9 protein-coding genes and 2 pseudogenes are annotated in these 11875 nt (G+C 66.5%); 6 read left to right on the forward strand and 5 right to left on the reverse strand.

Features of this window, described 5'->3' with window-relative positions; all coding sequences use genetic code 11:
- A pseudogene (locus TZ00_RS19735) lies at positions 1-103 on the forward strand (IS982 family transposase); the annotation flags it as partial.
- A gap of 39 nt (positions 104-142) precedes the next feature.
- Here the strand turns inward: TZ00_RS19735 and TZ00_RS13130 are convergent.
- The gene (locus TZ00_RS13130; RefSeq protein ID WP_044442398.1) at positions 143-427 is read right to left on the reverse strand and encodes a GNAT family N-acetyltransferase; all 285 of its coding nucleotides are present in this window, start codon (positions 425-427) and stop codon (positions 143-145) included.
- Between the two features lie 43 nt (positions 428-470).
- Between TZ00_RS13130 and TZ00_RS13135 the strand changes: the two genes are divergently transcribed.
- Positions 471-1340: a DNA-methyltransferase gene (locus tag TZ00_RS13135; protein WP_044442401.1), complete on the forward strand. Its 870-nt coding sequence runs from the start codon at positions 471-473 to the stop codon at positions 1338-1340.
- A gap of 88 nt (positions 1341-1428) precedes the next feature.
- Here the strand turns inward: TZ00_RS13135 and TZ00_RS13140 are convergent, their stop codons facing one another.
- The gene (locus TZ00_RS13140) at positions 1429-2970 is read right to left on the reverse strand and encodes an MFS transporter (RefSeq protein ID WP_044442704.1); all 1542 of its coding nucleotides are present in this window, start codon (positions 2968-2970) and stop codon (positions 1429-1431) included.
- A 136-nt stretch (positions 2971-3106) separates the two neighbouring features.
- Between TZ00_RS13140 and TZ00_RS13145 the strand changes: the two genes are divergently transcribed.
- Positions 3107-3757, forward strand: a complete 651-nt coding sequence (locus TZ00_RS13145; RefSeq protein WP_044442402.1) for a TetR/AcrR family transcriptional regulator — start codon at positions 3107-3109, stop codon at positions 3755-3757.
- On the opposite strand, the pseudogene TZ00_RS13150 reads toward TZ00_RS13145, so the two are convergent.
- The 3 genes and pseudogenes from TZ00_RS13150 to TZ00_RS13160 all read right to left on the reverse strand — a co-directional run bounded on the left by TZ00_RS13150 (position 3735) and on the right by TZ00_RS13160 (position 8450).
- Positions 3735-4785: pseudogene (locus tag TZ00_RS13150) on the reverse strand (LacI family DNA-binding transcriptional regulator). The gene TZ00_RS13145 and the pseudogene TZ00_RS13150 overlap by 23 nt on opposite strands.
- A gap of 237 nt (positions 4786-5022) precedes the next feature.
- Entirely contained in the window at positions 5023-6450 is a 1428-nt protein-coding gene (locus TZ00_RS13155) for a glycoside hydrolase family 1 protein (protein WP_044442706.1), read from the reverse strand.
- A 137-nt stretch (positions 6451-6587) separates the two neighbouring features.
- Complete coding sequence (locus TZ00_RS13160) at positions 6588-8450, reverse strand: MDR family MFS transporter (RefSeq protein ID WP_174436075.1); 1863 nt, start codon at positions 8448-8450, stop codon at positions 6588-6590.
- Between the two features lie 150 nt (positions 8451-8600).
- Here TZ00_RS13160 and TZ00_RS13165 point away from each other — a divergent pair, with 150 nt between their 5' ends.
- Genes TZ00_RS13165 through TZ00_RS13175 form a run of 3 tightly spaced genes read left to right on the forward strand, consistent with a single transcriptional unit; the run spans position 8601 to position 11872 of the window.
- Positions 8601-9527 (forward strand): M15 family metallopeptidase, encoded by a 927-nt coding sequence (locus tag TZ00_RS13165; RefSeq protein WP_052521561.1) that lies wholly within the window; start codon positions 8601-8603, stop codon positions 9525-9527.
- A 52-nt stretch (positions 9528-9579) separates the two neighbouring features.
- Positions 9580-10899 carry an MFS transporter gene (locus tag TZ00_RS13170; protein WP_238579687.1) on the forward strand — a complete coding sequence of 440 codons (1320 nt, stop codon included), beginning with the start codon at positions 9580-9582 and terminating at the stop codon, positions 10897-10899.
- 52 nt (positions 10900-10951) lie between these two features.
- A complete protein-coding gene (locus TZ00_RS13175) occupies positions 10952-11872 on the forward strand; it encodes an amidase domain-containing protein (protein ID WP_052521562.1) in 921 nt (306 codons plus the stop codon).
- The last annotated feature ends 3 nt before the right edge of the window (positions 11873-11875 follow it).

Here is an 11875-nt window from a genome sequence, read left to right on the forward strand (position 1 = left end):
CTCCCGCGTCGCCGCGAGACTCCTCGCCCTCGCCGCCGGGATCTGGCACAACTGGCTCATCAATGCCCCCGCCAAACGCTCCCTCATCGCCTACGACCACTGAAACGAATCGGACTCACTCATCTAGGGAGTCGGGTCGGAGTCAGCGCGTGGTGAGCGGCTGATACTCCTCGTGGTTGTCGATGTAGCTCGCGACGAAGGGGCATGCCGGAATAACGCGCTGCGTGCCCTCGGCGATCTGATCGAGAACGCCCTGCACCAGCACACTGCCGAGACCTCCGTGCTGCTTGCTGGGATCGATCTCGGTGTGGGTGATGGCGATCGCATCGCCCTGCACCTCGTAGTCGGCGAGGCCGACCTGTTCGTCGTCGATCCAGAGGGTGTAGCGGCGGGCATCGGGCTCATGGCGCACTTCGCGGCTCTGCATTCAACGAACGATACGCCTCGGCAAGACCTGCCACAATTGCAGGATGCCCGATCATCCGACAGACCCGGCGTCTGACCAGGGGGTCAGCCGGATCATCCAGGGTGACAATCTCGCCGTTCTCGCCGAACTCGCCGACGAGGCGTTCACGCTCATCTACCTCGACCCGCCGTTCAATACGGGCCGTGTGCAGAAGCGGCAGTCGACGACATCCATTCGAACCGAAGCCGGAGTCGGCTCGATCACCGGATTCAAGGGCCGCAGCTACGACCGCATCAAGGGCGATCTGCTCGCCTACGACGACGTGTTCGAGAACTACTGGGAGTTCATCGAACCTAGACTTCTTGAGGCCTGGCGCCTGCTGGCCCCCGATGGAACTCTCTATCTGCACCTCGACTATCGCGAGGCCCACTACGCCAAGGTGCTGCTCGACGCGCTGTTCGGCCGCGAGAGTTTTCTCAACGAGATCATCTGGGCCTATGACTACGGAGCCAAGACCAAGAGTCGGTGGCCAGCGAAGCACGACACGATCCTTGTCTACGTCAAAGACCCGGCGCGGTACTACTTCGACTCGGCCACGGTCGATCGCGAGCCGTACATGGCTCCGGGCCTCGTGACTCCCGAGAAGGTCGCAAAGGGCAAGCTGCCGACGGATGTCTGGTGGCACACGATCGTGTCGCCGACGGGCCGTGAGAAGACCGGCTATCCCACCCAGAAGCCCGAGGGCATCCTGCGGCGCATCATTCAGGCATCGAGCCGCGAGGGCGACTGGGTGCTCGACTTCTTCGCGGGCAGCGGCACGACCGGCGCGGTCGCCCACGCGCTCGGCCGCCGCTTCGTGCTCGTCGACCAGAACCCGGAGGCCATCCAGGTGATGCGCACCCGCATGCCCGACGTTCCCGTCCACGGCGACTGAACGCATCCGCGCCCGCTCGGCGCATACGCCACCGGTCGACAGGCAGCGGATGCGCCGAACGGGCGCGAATGCGTCGAGCGCGGCGGCTCTAGTGCACGGGCATCGGCACAGCGTCGGCCGAATCGGATGCGCCGGCCTGGGCGGCCGGTGCGGCCGGGTGCGCGAGCGACAGTCCCTGGCCGCGGCGGCGGAACAGCAGCGCGGCGACGATGGCTCCGAGTGCGAAGAACCCGGCGCTCCACCAGTACGCGGTGGCGTAGCTGGCGATTGCGGCGTTCGCTGCGACCGTGGCCGTGACCGGCGCGTTCGAGGCGAGGTAGTCGGTTGCGGCGGTTGCGGCGAGGGTGTTCAGCAGTGCCACACCGATCGACCCTCCGACCTGCTGGCTCGTGTTCACCAGGGCCGAGGCGACGCCGGCGAATTCGCGGTCGACACCGAGGGTGGCGGTCTGCATCGAGGCGGGCATGATCGTGCCCATTCCGAAGCCCATGATCATCAGCGCCGGCAGCACGTTCGCCGCGTAGGTGCTGTCGAGGTCGAGTCGGGTGAGCATGATCATGGCGACCATGGCGATGATCATTCCGGCCGGCACAAGGATCTTCGGGCCGAAGCGTGGAACGAAGATGTTCGTGCCGAGCTGGGCGGCGAGCACGAGCATGGCGATCATCGGTAGGAATGACAGGCCGGTCTGGATGGGCGAGAAGCCAAGCGATGTCTGGAGGTAGTAAGTGACGAAGAGGAAGATGCCGAACATGCCGGCGCCGGCGATGAGCACCGAGGAGTAGGCCGCGCCTCGGTTGCGATCGAGCACGATCTTCAGTGGCAGCAGGGGGTGCGTGGCCCTGCGCTGCCAGAGCACGAACGCGACGAGCAGAACGGCTGCGCCAGCGAGCATGCCCCAGGTCAGGGGTGCATCCCAGCCTTCGGTCTCGGCGTTGGCGAAGCCGTAGACCAGGCCGAACAGACCGCCCGAGATGAGCACGGTGCCCGGGATGTCGAGCTTCGGACGCGGGCCGGTGCGCTTGGATTCCGTCACGTAGATGGCAGCGCCGATCACGCCGATGATGGCGATGAAGACGTTGATGTAGAGGTTCCAGCGCCAGTCGAAGCGCTCCGTGAGGAATCCGCCGAGGAGCAGGCCGACTGCTCCGCCGGCTCCGGCGATGGCGCCGAAGATTCCGAACGCGCGGGCGCGTTCCTTGGGGATGGTGAAGGTGGTGGTGAGCACTGCCAGTGCGGTGGGGGCGAGCATCGCGCCGAAGGCGCCCTGCAGGGCACGGGCCGCGACTAGAGTGCCGAAGCCGTCTGCCGCGCCTCCGAGTGCTGAGGCCACGGAGAACCCGATGAGTCCGATGATGAAGGTTCGCTTGCGGCCGATGAGATCGGAGAGGCGCCCGCCGAGCAGCAGGAGGCTGCCGAAGGCGAGGGAGTAGGCGGTTACGACCCACTGGCGGTCACCGTCGCTGAATCCGAGGTCGGCCTGCGCGGCGGGGAGGGCGATGTTGACCACGGTCGAGTCGAGCACGACCATGAGCTGGGCGAGGCCGACGACGACGAGTGTCAGCCAGCGGCGTGAAGAGACCTTCTCGGAGCCGACGGCACCCGAGGACGATGAAGTGATCTGGGTCATGCGGAAAAGCATATACGGAACTCTGGAGTTCCGGATAGATCTAGTTTCGAATATCTTCAGTTCCGGATCTCAACAGTTCCCTAATTGATAGAGTGAGGTCGAAGCGCTTGTAAGACGACAGAAGGAGACGGCCGCAATGACGCAGCTTGACGACGGTCAGAAAGTTCTGGACGACGCCCCGAAACTCGGGCGCCGACGCGATCCGGCCAAAGATCAACAGATTCTGGATGCCGCGGTCGAGATCCTCGCCGAGACCGGCTTCGACGGCATGACGATCGACATGGTCGCCGCCCGCGCTGGCGCCGGCAAGGCGACGGTGTACCGCCGCTGGGCCTCGAAGAACGAGCTCGTGCTCGACGCGGTCGCGTGTCTGAAGAAGAACGACCTCGACACGCTTCAGATCCCCGATACGGGAACGCTGCGCGGAGATCTCGTAGCGATGATCCGCCCGCCCACGCTCGACGACGCCGAACGCAAGCTCAAGGTCATGGCCGCGCTCGCGTCGATGCTTTCGACCGCTCCCGATCTCGCCGACGCAGCCAACGAGGCCATCGTCGAGCCGCGCGCTCGTATCAATCGCATGCTGCTCCATCGAGCTATCGAGCGGGGTGAAATCGCACCCGACGTCGATGTTCAGCTCGTTGCGTTGATCTCCCCTTCGATGGTGGCCTACCACTCCCTCATTCAGCGCAAGCCGGTCGATCGCGAATTCCTGCTCACGGTGATCGACGGGGTCATCCTCCCCGCGGTGGGACTGGGTCGCGCTACGCGCCTGACGACTCCCTGATCACCAGGCTCGTCGGCATGATCGTCTGTCGCTCGATCTCCTCCTTGGCGATCAAGCGCACCAGAGCGGCGGCCATACCCGCGCCGAGCTCCGAAGAGGGCTGATGCACCGTCGTGAGAGTCGGGCTCAGGGCTGTGCCGAGCGGGTCGTCGTCGAACCCGGCTACGGCGATGTCCTGAGGAATCGAGAGCCCGCGCTCGCGCAGCACCGGATACGCGCCGGCCGCCATCTGGTCGTTCGCGAAGAACACGGCGTCGATCGACGGATCGCGCTCGAGGAGCCGGCCCATCGCATCCGCCCCCGACGCGGGGGAGAACCCGCCGATTTCGACGAGGTCGGTGGCCAAGCCGGCGGCATCCAGGGCCTCGCGCCAGCCGCGCAGGCGGTCGACGCCGGGCGGCATGTCTTGAGGGCCGGCGACCGTGGCGATGCGGGTGCGACCGCGAGCGATGAGGTGCTCGGTGGCCGCGCGCGGCGGCCACGTTGTCGACGTCGACGAAGTAGCTGTCGTCGAGCTCGGGGGTGAGGGGCCGTCCGCCGAAGACGATCGGCAGCTTCTGCCCTAGCCGTGTGTAGGAGTGGTCGCCCGAGTGGTGCGAGACCACGAGCGCGCCGTCGACGTTGCCGCCGAGCAGGTAGCGCCGGGTCTTGTCGCTCGACGACTCCGACGCGATGAGCAGGTTGAGTGTGTAGTCGGTGTCGTTGAGATAGACGGCCACGCCCTGGATGACGGCCGCGAAGAAGGGGTCGCTGAACACGGTCGACGTCTGCTCGGGAACGATGAGTGCAATCACGTTCGTGCGCCTGCTCGCCAGTGAGCGGGCTGCCCTGTTAGGCACGTAGCTGAGCTTCTCGATGGCGGCATTCACGACGGCAGTCACCTGAGGAGTCACTGCGGTCGATCCGTTGACGACGCGCGACACGGTGGCCCGCGACACTCCGGCCTCGTGCGCGACCATCTCGAGTGTGGGCGCCTGCGGAGCGGCCGTCTGCTCGGACGCCGCATCCTCGGGGTGATCGATCGACATTGACGCTGCCCTTCTGGCTGGAGGATCCCAGTCTAGAAGCGTGGCCCGCGCTCGGGGCACGTGGCCACGGCTCTGAGGTTCGGGAAATGGCCCCTTCGAAGCGCGGATTTCGGTACGAACGCCTGAAGTGCGGTCGCCTCTGTTACCCGGGGCGACGTCTGTTACCGGGCGCCCGGGCACATACGTCGCGAACGGCAACAGGCACGGCCGGATACGCAGACGCCCCGCGCGGCGCGGCTACTCCGCGGCGGGTCGGCCCGCGAACACGGCCGCGAACGCGCGTCCGGAGTCCTTGATCGTGCGCTCCTGCGTGTCGTAGTCGACGCGCACGATGCCGAACCGCTTGTCGTAGCCCCAGGCCCACTCGAAGTTGTCGAGCAGCGACCACACGAAGTAACCACGAACATCCGCGCCCTCGGCGATGGCCTGGGCCACGGCAGACACGTGCGCCAGAATGAACGCGGTCCGCTCGGGGTCGTGCACTTCACCGTCAGAAGACACGACGTCGTCGTAGGCTGCGCCGTTCTCGGTCATGTACAGCGGGGGCAGGTTCGGGTACTCGTGACCGAGGCGCACCAGCAGGTGGCGCAGCCCGTCGGGGTGCACCTCCCAGTCCATGGCCGTGCGGGGTAGGCCGCGGCTCGGGAAGGTCAGAAACTCGCTGCCCACGAACGGCGAGCTCAGCGGCCGCCCGGTCTCGACCAGGTGCGGGTCGATGGCGCCTTCGCCCAGCGGATGTCCGCTTACGACATCGTCGTGGTAGTGGTTGATGCCCAGAAAATCGATGGGTGCAGAGATGATCTCGAGGTCGCCGTCGTGCACGATTTCAGACAGCCGGATGCCGACGGCCACCAGATCGCCGGCCACATCGGCGGGGTAGGCCCCGCGCAGCACGGGGTCGAGGAAGATGCGGTTCATCATGCCGTCGAGGCGGCGGGCTGCATCGACGTCGACGGGGTCGGCCGCGTCGGAAGGGATGGCGTTCGTGAGGTTGTAGGTGACACCGAGGTTTTGCGCGCCGAGCTCGCGCAGCCGGTTCACGGCGAGACCGTGCGCGAGGTGGTGATGGTGAACAGCCTGGATGGCGGCGAGCGGCTCGCGGCGGCCGGGCGCGTGCACGCCGGCGCCGTATCCGAGCAGGGCAGAGCAGAACGGCTCGTTGAACGTGGTCCAGTGCTCGACCCGATCTCCGAGAACCGCGTAGACGCCCTCGGCGTAGTCGCGGAAGCGGTAGGCGGTGTCGCGGCTGGCCCACCCGCCCTGCTCTTCGACCGCCTGGGGCAGATCCCAGTGATAGAGCGTGAGCCAGGGCAGGATGCCGGCGTCGAGCAGGTTGTCGACGAGGCGTGAGTAGAAGTCGAGCCCTGTGCGGTTGAACTCGCGATCGCCCGGCTTGATGCGCGCCCAACTCGTTGAGAAGCGGTAGGAGTCGAGGCCGAGCTCTTTCATGATCGCGATGTCGCCCGCGAAGCGGTGGTAGTGATCGACCGCAACCTCGGGGGTGTCGCCGTTGATGATCGCGTGGGGAACGCGGGCGAACGCGTCCCACACCGAGTCTTCTTTGCCGCCCTCGTGCGCCGCCCCTTCGATCTGTGCGGCGGCCGTGGCCGAGCCCCAGATGAAGCCGGGAGGGAAGGATGTAAATGCGGGTGTGTCGAGCGACATGGTGACGACAGGCTCCTCAATTGCGACGAGAGAGCGCTCTCTCGGCATTCTCACAACGGTAGGCGACCGCTCCGACAGGTGTCAAACCTGCCGGAGCGGTCGTCGAGCGTTCGACGCCTCTTCGCAGAGGGCCGGAGCTAGTGCTTGGGCTTCTGCGCAGGAACGCTGCCGGTTGCAGGCTCGACGAGTGCCCCGAATGTCTCGGCGGCCCGTGTGGAACCCAGCTGCAGCTGCAGTTCGCCCTCGGACTCGGCGTCGGCTCCATCTGCCTTCGCGGCAGCGGCGGCCGCCGCGTCGTCGTTGGCCTCCTGCAGAGCAGACTTCTGCCGCAGGGGAGTGGCCTTGAGGAACCAGCTGAGCACGAAAGCAAGCAGCGCAACGCTGAGGCTGATCCAGAATCCCGTGACCATGGCGGTCGAGAAGCCCTCGAGGAACGGCCGCGCGAGCCGGGGGTCGATGAGGTTCAGGAACGAGGTGTCGCCGTTGAGTGCGCTGCCCAGCGTGTTGGGCTGTCCGGACTGCGCCTGCTGCATCTGCGTGAGCAGGTCGACGTTGGCCGGGTTCGCGAGCACCTTCGGATCTTGACCGGCCGCCGCGATGCCGGCCACGACATCCGGCGTCTTGAACGCGTCTTGGATGGCGCCGGGGGCACGCGAGAACACCACCGAGAAGATGACGGCGGTGCCGAGCGTTCCGCCGATCTGGCGGAAGAACGTGGCGGCGCTGGTAGCCACTCCGATGTCGCGCGGTCCGACCGAGTTCTGGGTGGCGATCGTGAGCGTCTGCATCAGCTGGCCGAGGCCGAGGCCGAGCATCAGCATTCCGCCCATGATGTAGACGACGCCGCTGGTCGCGGTCGCGAACGTGAGGTAGAAGAAGGCGGCCGACATCAGGAATGTTCCGACGATGGGGAAGACCTTGTACTTGCCCGTGCGCGCGATGATCTGACCCGACACGATCGACGCGATCATGAGGCCGACGACCATGGGAATCATGAGCAGGCCTGATTCGGTGGGTGTCGCTCCGTTGACGATCTGCAGGTAGAGGGGGATGGTCAGCATGCCGCCGAACATTCCGAAGCCCACGAGCGTTCCGATGACGCTGGCCATCGAGAAGGTCGGCGACGAGAACAGCGAGAGCGGAATGAGGGCGTTGCTGCCCATGCGGCGCTCGGTGAGGATGAACGCGATGATGCCGACGACACCGATCACGTAGCAGGCGAGGGCACCAGCCGATCCCCAGCCCCAGTCGCGGCCGTTCTCGGCGACGAGCAGCAGGGGTGCGATGCCCATAACGATGAACGCGGCGCCCCACCAGTCGATGCGGGCATCGCGCCGGGTGTGCGGAATGTGAAGGAAGCTGACCACGAGGATCATCGCGATCGCGGCGACGGGCAGATTGAGCAGGAAGATCCAGCGCCATCCGGTGATGAAGAAGATCTCGGGCGTGCCAGAGATCAAACCGCCCAGAAGTGGGCCGAGAACGCTCGAGACGCCGAACACGGCGAGGAAGTAGCCCTGGTACTTGGCCCGCTCGCGGGGAGCGAGGATGTCGCCCATCACGGTGAGAGCCAGCGACATCAGGCCACCGGCGCCGAGGCCCTGGATGGCGCGGAAGCCGGCGAGCTCGAGCATCGAGGTGGAGATACCTGCGAGGAGTGAGCCGAGGATGAAGATCGAGATGGCGATGATGTACAGCGGGCGGCGACCGAAGATGTCGCTGAGCTTGCCGTAGATCGGTGTGGCGATCGTCGAGACCACGAGATAGGCCGTGGTGACCCAGGCCTGCTGGTCCTGGCCCTTCAGGTCGTCTCCGATGGTGCGCATCGACGTGCCCACGATCGACTGGTCGAGCGCGGCGAGGAACATGCCCGCCATAAGGCCGAAGATGATGAATTGGATCTGTCGTGCCGACAGTTGGCCACCGGATTCGGCGGCGGCCCGTGCGCGATCGGCGCCGGACTTCTTCGCGCTCCGAGAAGCGCTCGGTGTTGAGGTCATGAGATTCCTGACAGAAGAGGGGAGGAGGGGGAAAGCGGAGCGGCAGAAAGTTTGCGCAGACTGCAAATTTACACCCGGCGCAACGGCTTCTCAACCGCGCTGAGCCCCGACCTCCACGAAAAGATCAGATCGCGCCCGTATTGTGGGACGGTGACCGAGTTGAGAACGCGCCGCGAACTGCGTCGCCGCGAACCCTCTCGCCCCCGCGAACCCTCTCGCCGCTCCAAAGCGCGCGTGCTCACCGCCGGGCTCGCCGCCATTGTGCTTGTGATTGCCGGCGAGACCGCTCTGTGGGGCGCGACGGCTCAGCGCAACGACTCCGAGGCATCCATCGCGGCCGATTCGCGACTGAGCGACACGTCGGCACCCGCGCAGATCACCATTCCCGCGCCCATCCAGACTTCGGCACCGCTCGCTGTTCCGGTCGAGCCGGAGCAGGCCACCCCGGCCGGCTTCAACAAGTCGGCCCGCTCGATCGACGATCCCACCAGCATCTGGTTCGTCGTCGACAAGACGCGCCCGATTCCGGATGCCGCCAACTACGTTCCGCCCGACCTGGTCGCCCTGCGCAGCGACATCCCCAATCCCTACGGCTATCCGCTGCGTCAGGAGGCCGCCGACGCGCTCGCCTCCATGGCCGACGCGGCGACCGCCGAGATCGGCCAGCAGCTCGTGGCCCAGAGCGGCTATCGCGCCTACGACATTCAAGAGATCGTCTACAATCGCTACGTCGCGCAGCTCGGCGTGGCCGGAGCAGACCGCACCAGTGCGCGCCCCGGATACAGCGAGCACCAGACGGGCATGGCCATCGACATCCTCGCCACAGGCAGCGGATGTTCTCTCGACGGCCCGTGCTTCGGCGAGACGACCGCGGGCCAGTGGCTGGCCGCCAACGCCTACCGCTTCGGCTATCTGCTGAGTTATCCGGCAGACAAGACCGCGGTCACGGGCTACGAGTACGAGCCGTGGCACTTCCGCTATATCGGCGTCGACCTCTCAACAGAGATGCACAACGAGGGAGTCACGACCCTCGAAGAATTCTTCGGCTTGCCCGCCGCCCCCGGCTACCTTGGGTAGGCCCGAGGCCGCCGCGCGCCCCCAGGGCATTCTCCACAGGCCGTATCGCTTGGTGAGCATCGGCGCGTGCGCGCTCATCGTGATCGCCGCGTTCGAGCAGCTCGCCGTCACCACGATCATGCCCGAGATCGCGCGCGATCTGGATGGGCTGGCTCTCTACGCCCTGGCCTTCGCAGGCCCACTCGCGTCGGGTGTGATCGGCATGGTGCTGGCCGGCGACTGGTCAGACCGGCGCGGCCCTGTGAAGGCGCTCTACGCATCCGTCGCGCTCTTCGCCCTGGGACTCGTGATCGCCGGTGCTGCCTGGACGATGCCGCTCTTTCTCGCCGGCCGCCTCGTGCAGGGTCTCGGAGGAGGAGCACTGACCGTCGCGCTCTATGTGATCGTGGCGAAGATCTATCCGCCCTCGCTGCAGCCGAAGATCTTCGGTGCCTTTGCTGCTGCCTGGGTCGTTCCCGCCCTGGTCGGGCCGTTCATTGCGGGTGTCGTCGGGCAGTATCTCGGGTGGCGCTGGGTATTCCTCGGCGTCGTTGTGCTGGTGCTGCCGGCGATGGCGATGGTGCTGCCGGGCATGCGCAGCATGGCGCCCCACGAACGCCTTGAGTCGGGTGACCGAAGCAGCACCGCGCGGGCGCTCTGGGCCGTGCTGCTGGCCGTCGCCATCCTGGGCCTGAATCTCGCAGCCGATCTGGATGGCGTGGCCCGCTGGGCGTTGGCCGTCGGCGGCCTGGCAGTCGCGCTCGTGGCCCTGCGGCCACTTCTGCCCGCGGCCAGCCTGCGCCTGCGCCGTGGACTCCCGAGCGTGATCGCGTTGCGCGGCCTGCTCGCCGGGGCGTTTATGAGCGCCGAGGTGTACCTGCCGTATGTGCTCACCGAGCGTTTCGGACTGACGGCGGCGCTTGCGGGACTCGCTCTGAGCTTCTCGGGGGTTGCCTGGGGTTCGTCGTCTCTGGTGCAAGGGCGTCTCGGCGATCGGGTGGCGCACCGCACCGCCATCCGCATCGGCATTCTGGGGGCCACGATCGCGATCGGGATCGTGGTTCTCGTGACCGCGCTCGAGCTGCCCGCCTGGATGATCATCGGCGGATGGTTTCTCGGGGGAGCGGGCATGGGTTTCGCCTATCCGCGCATCACGGTGCTGACCTTCGACTACTCGGCTCCGGCCGAGCAGGGCTTCAACTCGTCGGCGCTCGCTATTGCAGATTCGGGCGGATCGGCCATCGCGCTCGCCCTCGGCGCGGTCGCGTTCTCCATCGCGGGCGAGCCCGGGAGCCAGCCGTCGTTCGTGGCCACCTTCGCCTTCTCGCTGGTGGTCGGCATCCTGGCCCTGCTGGTGAGCGCGCGGGTCTCGGAGCGCGCGCGGGCGGCGTGACTCTTTCGGGGGGTGTTCAGAAAGCTGTGTTGAGATGGACTCAATCCCGGTCATGCGCTCGTTTTTCCTCTCGGTGCGCCTGAGAAGTTCTCTGGAGGACGTCATCGCTACCCGCACACGCACCACCCGCTCGGTCGTCGCATCGCTGTTCGTGGCCGCACTCGCTCTCACGGGGTGCTCTGCGGTTGAAGAGACTCAGACCGAGGGGGCGGAGCAGTCCAAGAAGATCGACGCGACGCGCATCGACACGATCTCGCCGGCATCCGGATCTCTTCTCGGCGGCGAGACGATCACATTCACCGGCCAGGGGCTCGATCACGTGTCGTCCGTCGTCTTCGGGGGCGTCGCCGCCACGTCGGTGACCGTGGTGGCTGACAGCCAGATTCAGGTCGTGGCTCCCGCGGCGCTCGACTACGCGGTGGGCGCTGTGAGCGTGACCGCCTCGAGCGATGAGGGCGAGGTCATCGCGAGCGCGGCCGACTACGACTATCAGGTCGTCACCCCGGTCGATGCGCAGATGCAGTACGCGTTCGCTCACTGGCAGGACTACAACGAGGTCTGGGGTGTCTTCCCCGACAACGACTGCGGCAACTTCGTGAACCAGACCTTGATCGCGCGCGGCTGGGAGCAGACCGACGACTGGTACAGCGAGTGGGCCACGACGGGCGACTTCAGCGACAGCTGGGCGCGCGGCCCGGCGATGGACGCGTGGTTCGCATCGCAGACCGACAGGGCTACGCGGCTGTCACTTGATCAGCGCGACCAGGTGAAGGTCGGCGACGTCGTGATGTTCGACTGGTATCCGGCGAACGAGAACGGCGTCGACCACACGATGCTCGTGTCGAAGGTCGACGCGGCCACGGGCGCGATCAGCATGGTGGGCCACACCATCGACGCCCAGTACCGCGACCTCGACCAGGCCATCACGATCGAGAACCCGGGCGCCACCGCCTGGTTCTACAGCATCGCGTAAGGG

Source organism: Agreia bicolorata (assembly GCF_000938265.1).
Classification (GTDB): domain Bacteria; phylum Actinomycetota; class Actinomycetes; order Actinomycetales; family Microbacteriaceae; genus Agreia; species Agreia bicolorata.

What these genes read in the sequence shown, in the direction of transcription:
- TZ00_RS13175 (WP_052521562.1), top strand. Translation starts at nt 10,952, where the DNA reads ATGCGCTCGTTTTTCCTCTCGGTGCGCCTGAGAAGTTCTCTGGAGGAC.
- TZ00_RS13145 (WP_044442402.1), top strand. Translation starts at nt 3,107, where the DNA reads ATGACGCAGCTTGACGACGGTCAGAAAGTTCTGGACGACGCCCCGAAA.
- TZ00_RS13155 (WP_044442706.1), bottom strand. Translation starts at nt 6,450, where the DNA reads ATGTCGCTCGACACACCCGCATTTACATCCTTCCCTCCCGGCTTCATC.
- TZ00_RS13130 (WP_044442398.1), bottom strand. Translation starts at nt 427, where the DNA reads ATGCAGAGCCGCGAAGTGCGCCATGAGCCCGATGCCCGCCGCTACACC.
- TZ00_RS13135 (WP_044442401.1), top strand. Translation starts at nt 471, where the DNA reads ATGCCCGATCATCCGACAGACCCGGCGTCTGACCAGGGGGTCAGCCGG.
- TZ00_RS13160 (WP_174436075.1), bottom strand. Translation starts at nt 8,450, where the DNA reads ATGACCTCAACACCGAGCGCTTCTCGGAGCGCGAAGAAGTCCGGCGCC.
- TZ00_RS13140 (WP_044442704.1), bottom strand. Translation starts at nt 2,970, where the DNA reads ATGACCCAGATCACTTCATCGTCCTCGGGTGCCGTCGGCTCCGAGAAG.